Genomic DNA, 16634 nt, shown 5'->3' with positions numbered 1-16634 from the left:
AAGGTAAAAACCAATAGTTTCCCTTGGTTTATCGACTGGAGTTGGGAAAAAATTTATTATACTTTAGCCTTAGCTTCTTGAGCCACAATCTCAACTTCATCCTCCGCTAATTGTTTTAACATAGTTTCAACTTCGCTACCCCCTAAACGACTTAACGCTTGGGCGACCCGATGGCGAATTTGCCAGTCTGAATTGGTCACATAGGGAACTAATAAAGGCACTGCCCGCCTGTCACCTAATTCCCCTAATGCACTAATAGCAATGGTTTGAATTAAACTATTTTCATCTTGAAGGGCTGTTTCTAATAATTCAAAAGCGCGAGGTTCTTCGATAACTCCCACCGCCGCCACAATACTCAGTTTAAGTAACCATTCTGGTGTAGTATTATAGATGTTTTGTAAATCATCAAAGGCATCCTTAAGTTTCAACGCCCCTAACCCATCCGCCGCCGCCGATTGCACATCAATTTCAGGATCATTTAATAAGTGATAATGCAGGACTTGATAGGAGGTTTCTAAATCCTGCTTCCCCAAAGTTGCCATCTGACTAATAGCCGCATATCGTACCCGACTATTACTATCTTTAATCGGGACTTGAATTAACTCAAAAGCGATCGCTGGGGGCAGTTGTCGGAGTTGATTGACACCGCGCAAGCGATCGCCAAAATCACTAGAACTTAACAACTTCTCAACAGATTCAGGGGTAATTGTCATAAAAATTAAGGTTTTGAAATGAACGCTCTAAATGGTTTTGAAATGATCAGGATAATATCATATTTTTTGACTTCAATAGATCAATATTTTTTTAAAAACTTGGCAAAAACGAACACCAAGCCAGGGTCAAAACCTAATGTCCCGACCAGCCTTGTTTTTATTCACAAAATCCGATAAATTTTAACTCTTTGCCATTGCCATCACCCGCAGAATATCGCCACAGGTGAGAATCCCAATCACCTTACCGGAATCATCCACCACAGGTAAACGATGAATGCGCTTTTCATTCAATAACCGGGCGGCATCGGATAAAGATTTATTAGGGGTAATCGTAATAATCGGGGCAGGAGTCATCACTTCTCCCACAGTTTGGCCTAATGCCTTATGCAATTCCTGTTCATACCGGGAAAAATTTTCCAGGTAAATAATACTGTCAAGAAAAGTAATATAAGTAGGTGGAGTCACACCGCTTTCTTGCCACATCAAATCCGTTCCCGAGATAAAACCCACCAAATGGCCGGATTCATTTACCACAGGTAAACAACCAATATGTCTTTCCACCATCAGTTGCAGTGCTTCTCTGAGTGGCATCTCTGGCTTAACCAGGATTGGATTTGGGGTCATCACCTCAGCAACAGTCTTGGGCATGATTTCTGCGTGTTTGTTAAACTTTCCAATCCCGATCATATCAGTTATTAGCAGCCCTGACTTGTTGCTGCAACCGCCAAATCTCAAGCCAACACGAGAAAAATCCGCCCCATCAAGCCACTGAGCCTGTCGAGATAAGGACGGAGCTTGATTCCCTTGGAAAATTGGATTGAACAACAATTGTCCAACCTATTCGGGACTAGATTCGGAAGTGGGATTACGAATTTGTTCCGCTTCGGGACAATCTTCAGAAACTGGCAGATCAAAATAGCACCTGGGAACGGAGGCCAACTTCTGACTAATTGATCCAATGCTTTCTATGCGGATCATTTCTTCCCAAGAACAGACCTCATCTTCCTCATCTGTCTCATAACGTAGCGTGACTAGATCTCCCTCAATGTCTGTAATTCGAGCTTTCTCAATCCAACGTTGCTGATCTCGTAAGAAAATAGAGACTTCCCGACCGTCACAACAAAGTTGATAAATCTTGCGATGTAGCATTTTTTACTTTTCCTGAGAAGTTCGCTGGCTGATCTGAATTTCACCTGTGAACCTAAGTATTTAAGGTTGAACAGGATACCTAAGCACCTGGTAGTATACCGGATTACAAGGTGATCAGTCTAGTCAAAACTGTTGTCCTTATATTTTAACCCTTAACATAAATTTAGCTTCAATAAAGCCTAAATAAATTACCCCGTAATGGTTGTTTGATTCTTGGAGGGCGGGGAATAGCCAATCTTGCTATGGGTGATGGAAAAAATGTACTCTATAGGTTTTGAGTTCTGCAACTGCGATCGCTCCCATGGTTTGACTTGAGTGGGTGACTCAAATAGGAGCGATCGCCCAGCCTCCAATGACTATCATCATATAGGTCAAGGCTTTTCTATGGAACGTAAGGAAATTTAACAAAAATGAATGATCTGATTGTCCATAAAATTAACATTGCTCATTATCGCTTGATAGAGCTTACAAAACTTGCGGATCAAGCCAAACCATTTTATGATTGGATTGAAAAACACGCCAAGCGCATCACAGGTTCTCATAGGTGTTTAAATGAAATACTATTTGCTTGTTCAAAGAGAGAAATAAAAAAAATAATCAAGGCTTGTTATGATGATAAAAACGATGAAAAGCCTTTGTTATTTGATGGTATTGGCCGTGTTTATTCACATAATAAGGCGTGTTTCTACTTTTTTGCATGGATGATAAGAGATGCTCCCCAGCAAAGACTATCTCCTTTGATTTCTCGGATGCAAAAAGCAAATGGAGTAACTAAGTTACTCGCTGAAACTGATTCCTTAGTTGAACTAATATTTGAGTATCGCACGATTGTAAAAAGTTTTGAGTGGCAAGCAGTAAGGGAAGTTGTAATTGATCGTTTAGAAGGATCTCGTCGTAGCATTAGTGGTCATAATATTGAGGCAAATATAAGAACGGGTCTAATCACAGCGATTCAGCATTATTATTCTATTTATGGCAACTATGGAAAATTTAAAAATATTGAAATTGCCAACAAGCAAATAAAGCTGGGAAAACATACTATTGATGTTTCTGCTAATTTAACGCCGAAAGATGGCACAGATAAAGTAAATTTGTTAATTCCAGTAAAAACAAGAGAAACAGAGGGTGGCGGTCATTCCCATCTGTTCACTCGCGACATCATTACTGCAATTAGTGATATAAAAAAAGAACTTAATAACTATCATATTGTTGTTATAATAGTTGCAGAAAATTGGTCGGCTTCAGAAATAACAAATATAGACGCTCAGATTTACATGATTTTTCATTTCAATAGACATCTCCGAAAATTCCCAAATGCTCTCTATCGCTACTTTTTGAACCTCTAGCACTCCTGTGCCTGGTTCTCCCAAAGTAACGGATTCATAGGCTTTTTCAGTTACATTAATAATAATTAATGAATTTTATCTCTGATATTCAATCATTTTTTAAAAGCATTCTGGGCAATTCTTAGATAATAATACAATCGCTCCTATTCGCCATCTTATTAGTCCACATACTGTCAAGATTACTGCTTCATAATTTTGGCTCTTTAACCGAAATCTTTCTGAAGCAACTCGATAAATTTTTATCAGTCTTATTAAATGTTCGACTACAATCCTTTGTTTGGCTTTTAACCGATTTTCTTCTCGATGTTCAAGCGATATTTCTTGATTCCTCGGTTTCTTATATGGTGTATTAATTGCTGTTTCCCCTACATAAGCTTTATCCCCTCTGTATTTTTGATTATTCCCCAATTCCTCCCTTCTTTCTCTCCACAATTTTAGATCGCTTGTTGCTCCGGTATAACCCACAGCTATATCCACTATTTCTTTCCCGTTTGGCATGACAATGACTTGATTTTTAAAGGTATGTGTTTTTTTCTTTCCTGAGTAATATTTTTTTTGCTCTTCATTGTCTGTTGGTCTTTGCATGGGCTGTTCATAGCTATCTACTACTAACTCAAATTCCAGCAGAATTTTTTCTACCCACTCCCAATCACTCTCGTTTTTTTTTATTTGCTCAACTAAACTGGCTGGCAGTAATTCTCTCAAGATTTTTATCTTGTTATGGAAAATATCATTCGCTGTTGATTCACTCACTTCAAACTGTAACCCTAACATTTGAAATGTCGGCATCTGATGCAGATAAATTAGAGTTAGTAAGATTTGTTCCTCCACAGACAATTTCTGGTGACGACCCCCGCCTGCTTTAATCAACCTGATCTTAGCTTTTTCCTGTTCCTGCCGTCTTTCTTGCTCTAATAACTCCGCGGCTTGAATAAGTTTTATTAGCTGTTCGTATTCCATCCCTAATAGCCTTTTTGCTTGCTGGGGATTCTTGTCCAGATAGTCTCTTAATTTACTCATCTCTCATTGGGGTAAAATCCAATTTTACCATCTTGCTATCCCTCCCCGTTTCTATTTTGGAGATGTCTAATATGAACCCTAACAAATTTATGGGATTTGATGAAGCAGCACAAATAAAGTTTAATAAATATATGGCAACTATTCTGGGAGCATCAAATGACAAGTAATCTCGAAAATATGGTAATTCTTGGTGATGCTAGAACCATCGTACACACACTTCAAGATGATTTTTTCCAAGCAATAGTCACCAGCCCACCCTATTTTGGACATAGAAACTATGCAGAAGGAGAAAATCAAAATGAAATTGGTCAAGAAAGTGATGTTGAAACCTACATATCAAACTTAGTAAGTATATTTAGAGAACTCAGAAAAAAACTCAAGCCTGATGGTTTATTGTGGTTAAATTTGGGTGATACCTATAGAAAAAAATCATTACTCGGCATTCCTTGGAGAGTCGCATTATCTTTGCAAAATGATGGTTGGATACTGCGAAGTGATATTATTTGGCACAAGCCAAATGCCATGCCTTCATCCACTAAAAACCGTCCGACAACAGATCACGAATATATCTTTCTTTTTGCCAGAAACCCAGAATATTATTATGATGCGGATGCCATTAGAGAACCTCATGTAACTTTCACAGACAAATCAAAGATGAAAGGCGGACGAAACCATTTTGGCAAAACAAATGGAACACCAGAAATAGGTAAAAACTCAGGAAATAGCAACTTACACGATGGCAGATGGGATCAAGCTTTCCATCCCAAAGGTAGAAATAAAAGAACCGTATGGGAAATACCACTTAGTAAATTCCGAGATGTTCATTTTTTCCTGGTGCGATTATCTTGAAAAGATGTGCCAATTCCCTGTAAAATCCCTTTTCCAATTAAACCCAATCCTCGACCGACAATATTAGTTAAAACATAAATAATCGCACTTCCGACAAAGGAAATCGCCGCCCGTAGAGGAGGAGCAACAGCATCGCGGGTTTCTAATATTAGTGTTACCGTTAATGGAATTCCCGATAACTTTTCTAATTCGTCTCGGCGGGGGGAATAAATTACCTGTTTTTGAATTCCTCTTTCTCCTAAAACCAGGAGTAAATAAGAACTTTCAAAAATTGCCTTGGGTTCGGCGACATATTGATCAAGACGATATCGCCAGGATAAACTATTCCTAAATTTCTCAATTTCACGGGTCGATAATAAACGTCGATCATAAAATTTGAGTTTGATTTCTTCATAATCTGAAAAATAATTGAGTAACGGTTGAATGATCGCATTTGCTACTTGAATTAACAGATTTTGTAATAACGCTTCCGCACGTTCCATTGCGTCTAAACCTCCCGCCGGACAGGATAAATTATCAATAGTTAAGGGTCTATAAAATAATAAATGCTCAAATAAATCTTTTACTAAAGGGATTTTATTTAAAATATTGTTTTGAATCAAATCAGCATCTTTTAAGATAATTGTCACAATTTCAATATTTTGGTTATTCTTAGTCACAGTATAATATTTCCCAAAAAAATCGAAAGTTGCAGCTTGCCAAAAGTCTGTAATTAAATTAGGTATTTTTTCGGCTAGTTGTTCATATTGCAGGTCAGATAAGATTAATTCATCTAATAATATTTCTAATTGTTTTAACAAGATATACAACAATTCTCGTTTTTTAGATAATCTTAGAATATCAATTTCTAAAGGCATTCCGGTTAAATTAATTAATCCTGATTGCAGTTTTATTACGGTTTTATCAAATAAAACTGATTTTAAATTATTAGCTACAATTCCTGAACTTTTATGATTAGCAGGGTCAGAATTGATCACTAAGGCAATACTTTGATAGTTTTTCAGAGGTTCATAATTATCGGCATTAAAATTATCACTAGAAACTTGAGCAGATACCTCAAGACTGGGTGAGGTTTCCTCCGATAAAAGTTGACTAACAATCCACCTTGCTGTTAGAAGTTCGCGCCGCTTTCCCGTTAGAATTAACTTATTAATAATCGTAATAGTATCTTGTTGATTGAATTGTTCTAAATTTCGTTTAATTTCTTGATTAACTTCTGCGATCGCTTGTTCAATTTGTCGCATTCCGGGTTGAACTAAAAACCCTTGAATATTTCCCAATAATGATCCGGTTTTTCGAGATACTATTCCCATAAACGGTTCTCGATTCAACGCTGCCAAGGATTCTAACCAATAGCGTTCTCCCGCGACTAATTGATTAATAATAATTACTAATTCTCTAACTGGAATCCCCTTATTACAATAACCATCTACCCCAATTTTTTGGGCTGATAGTAATAAATTTTGTAGTTTAACCGTTGTTAATAATAGAATCGGAATTTGAGGATATTGAGTTTTTAATTGTTGACAAAAATCTAAAACAGGGTGAGTTTTAAGCGCCGGATTTTCCTTGATTTTTAACCCCAATTCCAAAATAATTAAATCAACGGGTTTCTGATCCTCTGAATTAGTCTCAGTTTCTAAAACCCTGAAGGCACTCTCTAAACTCTCAACTTCTGCAATAACTTCCAAATCAGAAAACGGTTCTAATGCACTCAGTAACCCCATCCGAAAAATAGGGTCATCATCAATGATTAAAAGTCGTACAGTAGATGAGGTCATAAAACATTAAATTTCGGGTTTCGGGTGGTGATCAACTAAATCCACCAAAGTATTAATAATTCGATCCCGTTCCATCGGAATAATTTCCTTACCTTGCAAAATCTCTTGCATTAATACATAATGGGCTAGGGTTCCAATAATTACCCGCGCCATCGCTTCGGGGTCAAGAATAGTAATATAGCACTGAGTTGTTAGATATTCTGTTAAAACTTCAATTCCTGGTTTTCCCAAATGATGCACAAAGGTTTTAGCTAATTCTGGAAATCGCCCCGACTCCCCAATTACAAGCCGAACAAAAGCTAAATGTTCTTGATCATCCAAGGAATTATCTAAAATTGTATTAGCAATTTGTCGCACCACCACAGCAGGTTCAGTTTCCATCAATTCGGCTTTGTGGGACTCCACCATAATTTGATATTTTTTCTGAGCTAACCGCTTAACCAGGGCAATAAATAACCCCTCTTTGTCCCCAAAATGGTTATAAACCGTTGCCTTCGACACCCCCGCCGATGCAGCAACCCGATCCATACTGGTACCCGCATACCCATGGACTAAAAATTCTTGCAGCGCCCCTTCAAAAATTTGTTCTGCTTTCTCGCCAATATTATCCAACTGGGAGATTTCGGTCTGTTCTACTGCGTCCATAAAAAATACAGAGGAGATTTGTGAATGAGTGTGTTTTGAAACCACCAGAGGAAAATCGACTCAGGCTAATACATTCAATAGAAATTCCTCCTATAATTCCCTACATTGTAGCAATTTTAGTCGATAATCTCCCCTTGGCAATAATTAGAAAATTTTTTCTGGAATTTATTGACGGGTTTGTGTAGCAATCTTTGGTAAACAGTTATCCGTTATCAGTAAACAGTTATCAGTGTAAGAGTTAATAGTTAAATGTTAATTTATTATTAGACAAAAAACTAAAATTATGAACAATTTTTTTGGACAACTCCGACAAAAACTGAGCAAACCTGTACTATTTGGTTTATATGGTGCTATGGGTTGTTTAGGTGCGGCAACAATATTCGGTGAACCTCTATTACAATTAACAAAAATTTCCCCCAAAGTCGATCAATCTCCCTTAGCAATTGTGCTATTAATTGATACTTCTGGCAGTATGAATGATGATGGCAAACTCCGAGAAGTCAAAACCGCGGCTCAAGCCTTTGTGGAAAGGCAAGATTTATCGGAAAATCGTTTAGCTGTATTTGGTTTTGGTACTAATGTTCAAGCTGCGGCTAGTTTAACTGACAATAAACCTACTTTAGAAGAAGCGATCGCCCAAATTTCTGATGGTGGTGGGACTAATATGGATCAGGCTATCCTGGCTGCCACTCAAGAACTCCAGTCAACCCCACAACGGCGCAATATTCTCCTATTTACCGATGGACAACCAGGGTTTGCCGGAGCAAATCTGAACCGAGAACAGGCAAAAACCTTGGAGGCGATGAGAACAGCCGCATCCCAGAATATTAACTTAGTTGCCGTTGCTACAGGGGATGCTGATACCAATTTTCTCGCTCAACTAACAGGCGACCCTTCCAGGGTTTTTTATGTGAACTCCGGTGACTTTGACCAAGCCTTTCGACAAGCCGAAAAAGCTATATATAGCAGTCAATTGGTGGAATCTGGCCCCACAGGAAATTATAGCGTTATTTACTCGGTTTTACGGATAGGCGGATGGACGGCACTTTTGGCTATTGGTACATCCCTGGCCCTAATTGCGGGCCAAAACTATTACCTCCGTCGCCGTCTTCTAACTCCCCAACAGGTGGGTATGGGTGTTGCCGGGGGTTTAATGGCGGGACTGGTGGCCGGAGGAGTGGGCCAACTGTTGTTTATTCCCTTTGCTGGTATGCCGATTCTGGCCATTGGGGGCAGAATTATCGGCTGGACAATTTTAGGCTCGGTGGTCGGTGGGGGAATGTCTTTTTTTGTTCCGAACTTGCAACGGGGGCGGGCGGTGCAGGGCGGGGCCATGGGTGGAACAGCCGGAGCCATTGGATTTCTGATTATTTCGGCCGTATCGGGTGATTTAGTGGGGCGATTAATTGGGGCGGCAATTATTGGATTTTTTATCGGTTTAATGATTGCTTTAATTGAACAATTCAGTCGTGAATCTTGGTTAATTGTTTATTGGACACCGAACGAACAAACTAAGATTAATTTAGGATCAGAACCAGTTTTATTAGGAAGTTCAGAAAATAACCATATTTACCTGAGAAAAAGTCAAGGCTATCCCCCCATTACTGCCAAAATCTACACCGAAGGAGAAAAAATTATTATGGAATTTGACGAGGAAATGAAGGAAAGAGGGATGAAAATTCTCAAACAAGAACTCCATGATGGGGAACAACGAAAATTAGGAGATGTCACCCTAGAAGTTAGAACCGCTAATAGTAATATCCCTAAACAATTAGCAGATTCTTAAACTCTCACACCCGTTGTCGGGCTAAGGATTTAAGCCAAAACAGGCAAAAATCCTTGCATAGAAAAAAGGAATAAGTAGGCGGGCATAAATAACGTCAACAAACCGAAAGCTAAAATCCTTATTCTAAAGGGCTTACAGCATTTAGGATTTTAACTTTAATTATGACCACCTACTTAAAGGGATTTTTATGATCTGCGCCCAAGCGCAACAACGGGATCTTTATGATATAGTAAACTAAACAGTTTAGTTTCAAGATTGGGCGGGAGGAAAAATTATGGTGCGCCAAACAACAGTCGGTAAACTTTCATCCCCAAAATTGCCCCATGCGGGGATTTTAGTTGCTGCAACCACCCTGGCTATAAGTGGTTTAACGGCCTATACCTTCTGGCGGTATCGTCCCAGTCCCGCCGAACCCGTAGCCTTGCCCGAAACCCTTGTCCCGGAGGTAAAAACCGTTACGGCGTTAGGTTGGTTAGAACCCCAGGGAGAAATTATTAAACTATCGGCCCCCCAGTCCAACCAAGGGAGTCGGGTTGATCACCTTTTGGTGAAAGAGGGAGACTTGGTAAAACCCGGACAAGCGATCGCAATTTTGGATAGTCGAGATCGGCTACAAGCGGCCCTAGAACAAGCTGAAACTGAAGTAGAAGTAGCCGTTGCCCGTTTAGAGCAAGTTCAAGCCGGGGCAAAACAGGGGGATATTCAAGCCCAAAAAGCCCGATTTCAGGGCAACCAAGCGGAGTTAGAGGGGCAAATTATCACTCAAAAGGCTACCATTGCCACCCTAGAAGCCCAACTGCGGGGAGAACGTAGCGCCCAAAAAGCCACCCTAGACCGCATTCAAGCGGAACTCAACAACGCCGAAACTAACTGTCAACGCTACGACAATTTATATCAGGATGGGGCCGTATCCGCCCAAGATCGCGATAGTCAATGTTTGCAGGCCGAAACCAGTCGCAAACGCTTACAGGAAGCCCAAGCTAACCTTAACGAAACTATTAGCAGCCGCGCTGAACAAATTCGAGAAGCCCAAGCTAACCTTAGCCGCACCATCGCCACCGTTGACCTACAAATTGCTGAGGCGGAAGCTACTTTAACTGCGGTGAGCGAAGTTCGTCCCGTCGATGTCCAGTTAGCTAAAAGTGAGTTAGCCAAGGCTGAATCCTCTGTTAAACAAGCCGAAGCTAATTTAGAACAAGCCTATGTGCGATCGCCTGTAGAGACGAGTCATGGCGCGTCTTTCCGAGTAATTGAGGTGAATACCCACGCCGGAGAACTAATTTCTTCAGCAGGTATTATTGAATTGGGACAAACCGAACAAATGTATGCCGTTGCTGAAGTTTATGATAGCGATATTCCCAAAATACATTCGGGACAAACCGCAACAATTACGGCTGATGCGTTACTCCAACCGTTAAAAGGTACAGTGGAAGAAGTTGGGTTAAGGGTGAAAAAACAAAGTGCTTTAGATATTGATCCGACCACAAATATTGATGCTAGAGTTATCGAAGTTAGAGTAAAATTAGATGATATTTCTAGCAAAAAAGCTGCTAGTTTAACTAATTTACAGGTTAAAGTCACCATTAACCAGTAATTCGTAATTCGTAATTTATGATTGGATTTATACAGAGATTAACAAATAGAACGCCGTTAGGATGGTTGCAATTAAGTCATGATAAAGCCCGAATGTTAGTGGCATTGTCAGGCATTGCCTTTGCCGATGTTTTAATTTTTATGCAATTAGGATTTCAAACAGCATTATATGATAGTAATACCAGATTGCATAATCATTTAGATGCGGATATTTTTATTATTAGTCCCCAAGCTAGAAATTTAGTTAATTTATCAACCTTACCCCGGCGACGTTTATATCAAGCAATGGATGTTCCAGGGGTGAAATCCGCAGACCCATTATATGTTAATTTTTCCGATTGGAAAAACCCTAAAACTGGGAAAAAAACAGCGATTTTAGTCATCGGATTTGATCCGCGTCAGTCAGCTTTTAATTTACCCGAAGTTCAACAAAATTTAGACGTGATTAAATTAGCGGATCAGGTGTTATTTGATCGGGCTTCGAGAGGAGATTATCAAGAAGTTATTGCTAAAGTAGATCAGGGTGAAATTGTTAGTACCGAATTAGAAAAACGCACCCTTAAAATTGCGGGATTATTTAAAGTGGGGGCTTCCTTTGCGGCGGATGGAACATTAATTACTAGCGATCGCAATTTTTTACGATTATTTCCCCGAAGAAAACCAGGGGGAATTAGTGCTGGACTGGTTAAAGTTGAACCTGGTTATGATGTCCAAAAAGTCGCAACAGACCTACAAAATTATTTACCCAAAGATGTAAAAGTTTTAACTAATGAACAATTTTTAGCCTTTGAAAAGGATTATTGGTCAAAAAATACTGCGATTGGATTTGTGTTTAGTTTGGGGACAGCCATGGGGTTTGTAGTCGGGGTGATTATTGTTTATCAAGTTCTGGCTACGGATGTTGCTGACCATACCCCCGAATATGCTACTTTCAAAGCCATGGGATTTAGAAATGCTTATTTATTAGGGATTGTTTTTGAAGAAGCAATTATTTTAGCAATTATGGGATTTATTCCTGGTGCTACGATTTCTTTAGGATTATATCGGTTAACCCGACAAGCTACAAATTTACCGTTATATATGACCTTAATTCGTGCGGTTCAAGTGTTAGTATTAACGATTATTATGTGTATGTTATCGGGTGCGATCGCCACTCGTAAATTACAAGCCGCCGATCCTGCCGATATCTTTTGATTCTTACTTATAAGTGTCTGGTTGCGAATGAGGAGTAAAAAAACGGGGTTGATATTTATTTGAGTTCAAAAAATTGTTCAAATCCTTTATTTTTTAAGCCTAGTTTTAATTTTTTATCTCCAGTCCATAATAATCCATCCAATTGCAGCGTCAATGCTACATGAGGGGTATCACTCACATCAACACCTTGGCATAGTTCGTAAGCTAGTCTACGATATTCTAAACTAATTAAATCTTCTTTATAGAGATGAAGGCGTTTTAGCAAAATATAATAGATTTGAATAATTTCTTCTTCGGTTAAATGACTAAGTTGAATAATTTTTTCCTTGCGCTTAAATAGTTCTACAAATACAAGTTCGCAAACAAAAAACGCATACTCTGAAGTTAGCAATAATTCACTGAAACGAGAATTTTCCCTAAGCAATGCAGAAAACAATATATTGGTATCAACAATAATCGGCTTTTGAGTTAACATAATTAACTAACCCAAGACTTGGACATTAAGGTATCCCAAACTTCTTGATTAACTTCTTGACTCAGGTTAGTTATTTGTTCTGCTGTCAGTTGACTACGATTACGAATTGATTCTAACTCAAGATATTCTAAAAATTGAGTTAATAACTCCAAATTTACCATCTCTCGATTAAATTTAATAATAATATCTTGATTTTCCAGACTAATACTGTAGAGACTTTGATTTGACATCAGTTTTATTCCAGCTAGACTTGATAAGATCTATTATAGATTATAAAAGCCGTTATTGTGTAATTTTGAACGGGGTTTCTGAACACATCTTTGTTAGGATGCAAAAGAAACCCTGTTTCTGGAGCGCGGGTGAGTTAGACACTTATCGCTATAATTATTAAGCAGTTTGAAGCGTCATGGCTTGAGGGATAATTTCGCCTTCTGCTTGCCAAGCTTCCAAATACATTTCAATCACTTCTTCGCCGTTATAAATCGCTTCCTCACGAGTTTTTCCATGAGTGCAAGGCATGACAACTCGGTCGGCAAACTCTGGAATTGTGACAAGAAAAAGTTGATCTTCATCAGACCATTGAATAATCATACTGTATTGATTCATGAGCTCTTATCCTCCTCATTGAGATATTCTAGTTCAGTCAGTAACTTTTCTAGTTGTTTTTCGAGGTAGAGTGGCACATCATCTCCATCCTTGCCGGGGATGGTTAGTGTTTTTCTCAGAAGAGGATGTCGCCAACGCTGATGACTACCCTTGCCACGCTTGGGCAAGTAAATAAATCCTTCACGCAAAATCTGAGCTTTCAACTCTCGAATCTTCCTGGGCATGGATACTGTCTTGATATTCCATACTATTTTATCCCTTGCTGTTCGTTTTTGGATAAAAAACCTGGCTTCTTAACAAAATCTTTGTTAGGATGCAAAAGTTATCGGAACAACCCTATTTCTGGGGCAATTTCAGTATCTACTTACCCCGACTATATTTAACAGCTAAACGTTCTTCAAAACTCATATAAGGGAGTTGATGTTCACTAAATCTAAACTGCTTTTCCAAGGTTAATCCTAGCTTTTCCATCACTCGAATTGAGCCTTTATTGGTCACTAATGCCCAAGCAGTAACTCGTTTTACTATCCATTCTGAAAACCCCTTATCTATGAGAATTTCACAGGCTTCGGTTGCATATCCTTTCCCCCAACTATTATAAATAAACCGATATCCTAACGCAATTTCATTGGGTTGTACTAGATTTAACGCAACGGCAAAAGGGTGATCAATTGCTGGGAAAAAATGTACCCATCCGATCAACTCTCCGGTTTCTTTTTCAACAACAGCCCACACCCCAAAATATGAATATCTGCTATAATATCTCATAAATCTCGGTAACGTTTGAGTCTGAATAACTTCTTTGGGTGTGGGATGTCCGCCATTAATATATTTCATCACCCTGGGATCGTTATCTAAATTCCATAAAAAATCTGCATCCAGTTCAGTAAACTGCCTTAAAATTAACCGTTTCGTTTCTAAAAAAATATCCATTTGTAGGTTAACTCCATGCAAACTCAAATCCAAGATATTCAAGATTCCACAAAAACCAATACAGCCATCGCCATTCAAAATTTAGATCATTATTTTGGGAAAGGGCAATTGCAAAAACAGGTGTTATATGATATTAACTTAGAAATTACCATCGGTGAAATTGTGATTATGACTGGCCCCTCTGGTTCAGGAAAAACCACATTATTAACCTTAATTGGGGCGTTACGTTCTGTACAGTCGGGAAGTTTAAATATATTAGGACGAGAACTCTTAGGTGCGCGTTCAGGAGACTTAGTTAAAGCTAGACGAAATACGGGTTATATTTTCCAAGCTCATAATTTACATGGTAGCTTAACGACCTTACAAAATGTGCAAATGGGGTTGGAAGTTCAGGGTAAATTTTCCCGTACAGAAATCCAGCAAAAAGCCACGGCAATGTTAGAAAAAGTTGGGTTAGGAAATCGCTTAAATTATTATCCTGATAATCTTTCGGGAGGACAAAAACAACGAGTTGCGATCGCCCGGGCATTAGTCAGTCATCCCCCCATTGTATTAGCCGATGAACCCACCGCCGCCCTAGATAGTCATTCGGGGAGAGATGTGGTTAATTTAATGCAAACCTTAGCCAAAGAACAGGGTTGTACCATCTTAATTGTTACCCATGATAACCGGATTTTAGATGTTGCGGATCGGATTATTAAAATGGAAGATGGCGCATTAGTAACTAATTCCGAACTGACACCTAATAATCAATTAAAAATGTAGTCTTATTATCTTCAATTTAGGATATACTAGAGTTGGCAGGTTTTACTAGATGTGCCTACAAACTTTATAACAAAAAATCAATCTATTAAATTGAAGCATGAAAGTTATTTGTGTAAATCATAAAGGTGGAGTTGGTAAAACAACAACAGCTATTCATATTACAGGAGTTTTTCTGGAGACAGGAAATCGAATTGGTTGCCCAAGGAAGTTGGAAATACCGTTTTCAAGCCACCTTATGAATATATATGGAATCACTTGGGTTGCGAACATATTTGGGATTATTACAATAGAGTTATAATGGAGTAATACAATGGCAGAAATTCATCCTAAGTCCTCAACGCTACCACCTAAAAAACGCCGTGATCCAGCTTTGATGGCTCGAAGTCAAGATGAAAAACAGAAGAAACATGAAGAGTATATAGGGGAAATTGTTGAATCATCAGTTCGGGAGTCGTTACGCGAAGAAACAATGCCACCGAAACCAGTACAGTTATTGCAAGAAGGAAAACTTAAGCTTAGTAAACTTCAAGAAAAACTGCGTTCAGATGAGAAAAATCTTCTGAATATCGCATTTGCTTATGGATATGATGAAATTCAACAAAATCAACTATCACTTCAAGAACTCAGAGAAAAACTTGAATCTGTAGCTAAAGATAATGAACTTATCTCTTTTGAGATACTTGAGTCAAATCTTGATCTTGTCTTGAAGTCTCGAATAGCAGATGCGTATTTTATTTATATCAATACCGGGATAGAGTTACTCTATTATCGTTTAGTTGATCAAAAAAAATTGCCTTCTTTATTTATCAATAATTAACTGAGTGGAAAAGTATATTGCTTATAATCTCGCGTTGGGGATAGTTAATATTAGTCCTCAACGAAAACAAGAACTTGGTCGTGATTTTGCACAAATTCTAGGTTTTCACCCTGGCCCTCCTGGTAAAGATGGTGGGATAGATGGTGTACTTTATAGAGAAGATAGGGGCTTAATTTATTTCCAAAGTAAGCTCAGTCAATCTGAACTAGATGTTAATCATGCCAAGCTTTTCTATGCTGATATAATGTACCATCGTGCTGTAATCTGCATTATGCTTTCAGGTGTAGGATATAAACCAACTTTTATAGAACGTCTGTTCGGTCATCCTCATTTGGAAAATATTACCATTCATTTATTAACACTTGTTGATGTATTAGCAAAGACAGATCAATACTATACAGCAGTAGAAGATATTCCAAAATTAAAAGAAAGTGATAAAATTGATTGGAAGCAATTTAGATAAGATATACTGATTTCAAAAGTGGGAATTTTGTTTGACGAAAAACATATTTTTATTGGCATCTCGCCAAGGTTTAAGTTGTTCCAGAATATCTGATCTGATTTTATTTTTACCCTCCAGAACAGGATTTTAACACCCAACCGATGACAATTCCTAACCCGCCAAACCGAACCGCTTGCCAAAAAGGTTCTTTAAAACTGCCCCAAGTTACCAAACGACTTTCTAAATCAAATTCTATAGTTTCTAACTGCGTTTTTAATTGGTTTAATTCGTCTTTCAATTGTTGCGATTTCGTTTGACGAATTTTAGGAATAATTTCATCAATACGGTTTTTCAATTCAATTTGACGCCGTTCATCCTGTTGAATTTGCGTCAATCGTCGTTTAAGATTAATCAAAGATTGTTCAACCTCTGTTAACCCCTGTTCAATATCTTGAGTCCCATCCTGATCAGAATTATTCGTTGATGGGGGTTGAGACGATGGTTGACTTGCCATAATAAT

General features: G+C 38.5%; 21 protein-coding genes. 9 read left to right on the top strand and 12 right to left on the bottom strand.

What is annotated here, in order from left to right; translation table 11 throughout:
* Positions 1-56: 56 nt before the first annotated feature.
* From nblB to NMG88_RS03975, 3 genes are all read right to left on the bottom strand, one after another.
* On the bottom strand, positions 57-713 hold the full coding sequence (gene nblB, locus NMG88_RS03985) for a phycobilisome degradation protein NblB (RefSeq protein ID WP_042152024.1): 657 nt from the start codon (positions 711-713) through the stop codon (positions 57-59).
* A 180-nt stretch (positions 714-893) separates the two neighbouring features.
* Positions 894-1361, bottom strand: a complete 468-nt coding sequence (locus NMG88_RS03980; RefSeq protein ID WP_026786656.1) for a CBS domain-containing protein — start codon at positions 1359-1361, stop codon at positions 894-896.
* Between the two features lie 189 nt (positions 1362-1550).
* Positions 1551-1862 (bottom strand): DUF6679 family protein, encoded by a 312-nt coding sequence (locus NMG88_RS03975; protein WP_026786657.1) that lies wholly within the window; start codon positions 1860-1862, stop codon positions 1551-1553.
* 410 nt (positions 1863-2272) lie between these two features.
* Between NMG88_RS03975 and NMG88_RS03970 the strand changes: the two genes are divergently transcribed.
* Positions 2273-3208 carry a hypothetical protein gene (locus NMG88_RS03970; protein WP_254035126.1) on the top strand — a complete coding sequence of 312 codons (936 nt, stop codon included), beginning with the start codon at positions 2273-2275 and terminating at the stop codon, positions 3206-3208.
* A gap of 99 nt (positions 3209-3307) precedes the next feature.
* Here NMG88_RS03970 and NMG88_RS03965 read toward each other — a convergent pair whose 3' ends face one another.
* Entirely contained in the window at positions 3308-4228 is a 921-nt protein-coding gene (locus NMG88_RS03965; RefSeq protein ID WP_042154442.1) for a transposase family protein, read from the bottom strand.
* Between the two features lie 156 nt (positions 4229-4384).
* On the opposite strand from NMG88_RS03965, the gene NMG88_RS03960 reads away from it, so the two are divergent.
* Complete coding sequence (locus NMG88_RS03960) at positions 4385-5077, top strand: DNA-methyltransferase (RefSeq protein WP_254035125.1); 693 nt, start codon at positions 4385-4387, stop codon at positions 5075-5077.
* Here the strand turns inward: NMG88_RS03960 and NMG88_RS03955 are convergent.
* Positions 5050-6858, bottom strand: a complete 1809-nt coding sequence (locus NMG88_RS03955; protein ID WP_254035124.1) for a DUF3685 domain-containing protein — start codon at positions 6856-6858, stop codon at positions 5050-5052. The two genes, NMG88_RS03960 and NMG88_RS03955, sit on opposite strands and share 28 nt — an antisense overlap.
* Positions 6859-6864: 6 nt before the next feature.
* Complete coding sequence (locus NMG88_RS03950; protein WP_042152021.1) at positions 6865-7503, bottom strand: TetR/AcrR family transcriptional regulator; 639 nt, start codon at positions 7501-7503, stop codon at positions 6865-6867.
* A 283-nt stretch (positions 7504-7786) separates the two neighbouring features.
* Here NMG88_RS03950 and NMG88_RS03945 point away from each other — a divergent pair, with 283 nt between their 5' ends.
* The 3 genes from NMG88_RS03945 to devC all read left to right on the top strand — a co-directional run bounded on the left by NMG88_RS03945 (position 7787) and on the right by devC (position 12076).
* Complete coding sequence (locus tag NMG88_RS03945) at positions 7787-9289, top strand: vWA domain-containing protein (protein WP_042152020.1); 1503 nt, start codon at positions 7787-7789, stop codon at positions 9287-9289.
* Positions 9290-9563: 274 nt separating this feature from the next.
* Complete coding sequence (locus tag NMG88_RS03940; protein WP_227350123.1) at positions 9564-10883, top strand: ABC exporter membrane fusion protein; 1320 nt, start codon at positions 9564-9566, stop codon at positions 10881-10883.
* A gap of 17 nt (positions 10884-10900) precedes the next feature.
* Entirely contained in the window at positions 10901-12076 is a 1176-nt protein-coding gene (devC, locus tag NMG88_RS03935) for an ABC transporter permease DevC (RefSeq protein ID WP_042152019.1), read from the top strand.
* Between the two features lie 55 nt (positions 12077-12131).
* Here the strand turns inward: devC and NMG88_RS03930 are convergent, their stop codons facing one another.
* The 5 genes from NMG88_RS03930 to NMG88_RS03910 all read right to left on the bottom strand — a co-directional run bounded on the left by NMG88_RS03930 (position 12132) and on the right by NMG88_RS03910 (position 14090).
* Positions 12132-12551 carry a PIN domain-containing protein gene (locus NMG88_RS03930; protein WP_042152018.1) on the bottom strand — a complete coding sequence of 140 codons (420 nt, stop codon included), beginning with the start codon at positions 12549-12551 and terminating at the stop codon, positions 12132-12134.
* A 2-nt stretch (positions 12552-12553) separates the two neighbouring features.
* Positions 12554-12781, bottom strand: coding sequence for a hypothetical protein (locus NMG88_RS03925; RefSeq protein WP_042152016.1), 228 nt, complete (start codon positions 12779-12781; stop codon positions 12554-12556).
* A 157-nt stretch (positions 12782-12938) separates the two neighbouring features.
* Complete coding sequence (locus NMG88_RS03920; protein WP_016044750.1) at positions 12939-13157, bottom strand: type II toxin-antitoxin system HicB family antitoxin; 219 nt, start codon at positions 13155-13157, stop codon at positions 12939-12941.
* Positions 13154-13360: a type II toxin-antitoxin system HicA family toxin gene (locus NMG88_RS03915; protein ID WP_346732940.1), complete on the bottom strand. Its 207-nt coding sequence runs from the start codon at positions 13358-13360 to the stop codon at positions 13154-13156. The genes NMG88_RS03920 and NMG88_RS03915 overlap by 4 nt, the downstream gene beginning before the upstream one ends.
* Positions 13361-13517: 157 nt before the next feature.
* Entirely contained in the window at positions 13518-14090 is a 573-nt protein-coding gene (locus tag NMG88_RS03910) for a GNAT family N-acetyltransferase (protein WP_227381956.1), read from the bottom strand.
* Between the two features lie 15 nt (positions 14091-14105).
* On the opposite strand from NMG88_RS03910, the gene NMG88_RS03905 reads away from it, so the two are divergent.
* From NMG88_RS03905 to NMG88_RS03895, 4 genes are all read left to right on the top strand, one after another.
* Entirely contained in the window at positions 14106-14855 is a 750-nt protein-coding gene (locus NMG88_RS03905) for a DevA family ABC transporter ATP-binding protein (RefSeq protein WP_227350121.1), read from the top strand.
* Positions 14856-14952: 97 nt separating this feature from the next.
* Positions 14953-15153, top strand: coding sequence for a ParA family protein (locus tag NMG88_RS22640; protein ID WP_227350120.1), 201 nt, complete (start codon positions 14953-14955; stop codon positions 15151-15153).
* A gap of 12 nt (positions 15154-15165) precedes the next feature.
* Positions 15166-15672 carry a hypothetical protein gene (locus NMG88_RS03900; protein WP_227350119.1) on the top strand — a complete coding sequence of 169 codons (507 nt, stop codon included), beginning with the start codon at positions 15166-15168 and terminating at the stop codon, positions 15670-15672.
* A gap of 4 nt (positions 15673-15676) precedes the next feature.
* The gene (locus NMG88_RS03895; protein WP_227350118.1) at positions 15677-16135 is read left to right on the top strand and encodes a restriction endonuclease; all 459 of its coding nucleotides are present in this window, start codon (positions 15677-15679) and stop codon (positions 16133-16135) included.
* A 106-nt stretch (positions 16136-16241) separates the two neighbouring features.
* On the opposite strand, the gene NMG88_RS03890 is transcribed toward NMG88_RS03895, so the two are convergent.
* Complete coding sequence (locus tag NMG88_RS03890) at positions 16242-16628, bottom strand: sll0565 family protein (protein ID WP_042152005.1); 387 nt, start codon at positions 16626-16628, stop codon at positions 16242-16244.
* Between the last annotated feature and the right edge of the window lie 6 nt (positions 16629-16634).

Source organism: Planktothrix agardhii (genome assembly GCF_904830935.1).
GTDB classification, from domain to species: domain Bacteria; phylum Cyanobacteriota; class Cyanobacteriia; order Cyanobacteriales; family Microcoleaceae; genus Planktothrix; species Planktothrix agardhii.
This window is presented reverse-complemented; position numbering and strand designations above follow the sequence as displayed.

Excerpts from the sequence above, each read along its gene's own strand:
- nblB (WP_042152024.1), bottom strand. The coding sequence starts at position 713 with ATGACAATTACCCCTGAATCTGTTGAGAAGTTGTTAAGTTCTAGTGAT.
- NMG88_RS03930 (WP_042152018.1), bottom strand. The coding sequence starts at position 12,551 with ATGTTAACTCAAAAGCCGATTATTGTTGATACCAATATATTGTTTTCT.
- NMG88_RS03955 (WP_254035124.1), bottom strand. The coding sequence starts at position 6,858 with ATGACCTCATCTACTGTACGACTTTTAATCATTGATGATGACCCTATT.
- NMG88_RS03890 (WP_042152005.1), bottom strand. The coding sequence starts at position 16,628 with ATGGCAAGTCAACCATCGTCTCAACCCCCATCAACGAATAATTCTGAT.
- NMG88_RS03970 (WP_254035126.1), top strand. The coding sequence starts at position 2,273 with ATGAATGATCTGATTGTCCATAAAATTAACATTGCTCATTATCGCTTG.
- NMG88_RS03950 (WP_042152021.1), bottom strand. The coding sequence starts at position 7,503 with ATGGACGCAGTAGAACAGACCGAAATCTCCCAGTTGGATAATATTGGC.
- devC (WP_042152019.1), top strand. The coding sequence starts at position 10,901 with ATGATTGGATTTATACAGAGATTAACAAATAGAACGCCGTTAGGATGG.
- NMG88_RS03975 (WP_026786657.1), bottom strand. The coding sequence starts at position 1,862 with ATGCTACATCGCAAGATTTATCAACTTTGTTGTGACGGTCGGGAAGTC.
- NMG88_RS22640 (WP_227350120.1), top strand. The coding sequence starts at position 14,953 with ATGAAAGTTATTTGTGTAAATCATAAAGGTGGAGTTGGTAAAACAACA.
- NMG88_RS03960 (WP_254035125.1), top strand. The coding sequence starts at position 4,385 with ATGACAAGTAATCTCGAAAATATGGTAATTCTTGGTGATGCTAGAACC.
- NMG88_RS03905 (WP_227350121.1), top strand. The coding sequence starts at position 14,106 with ATGCAAACTCAAATCCAAGATATTCAAGATTCCACAAAAACCAATACA.
- NMG88_RS03910 (WP_227381956.1), bottom strand. The coding sequence starts at position 14,090 with ATGGATATTTTTTTAGAAACGAAACGGTTAATTTTAAGGCAGTTTACT.
- NMG88_RS03920 (WP_016044750.1), bottom strand. The coding sequence starts at position 13,157 with ATGAATCAATACAGTATGATTATTCAATGGTCTGATGAAGATCAACTT.
- NMG88_RS03900 (WP_227350119.1), top strand. The coding sequence starts at position 15,166 with ATGGCAGAAATTCATCCTAAGTCCTCAACGCTACCACCTAAAAAACGC.
- NMG88_RS03945 (WP_042152020.1), top strand. The coding sequence starts at position 7,787 with ATGAACAATTTTTTTGGACAACTCCGACAAAAACTGAGCAAACCTGTA.
- NMG88_RS03925 (WP_042152016.1), bottom strand. The coding sequence starts at position 12,781 with ATGTCAAATCAAAGTCTCTACAGTATTAGTCTGGAAAATCAAGATATT.
- NMG88_RS03965 (WP_042154442.1), bottom strand. The coding sequence starts at position 4,228 with ATGAGTAAATTAAGAGACTATCTGGACAAGAATCCCCAGCAAGCAAAA.
- NMG88_RS03940 (WP_227350123.1), top strand. The coding sequence starts at position 9,564 with ATGGTGCGCCAAACAACAGTCGGTAAACTTTCATCCCCAAAATTGCCC.
- NMG88_RS03980 (WP_026786656.1), bottom strand. The coding sequence starts at position 1,361 with ATGCCCAAGACTGTTGCTGAGGTGATGACCCCAAATCCAATCCTGGTT.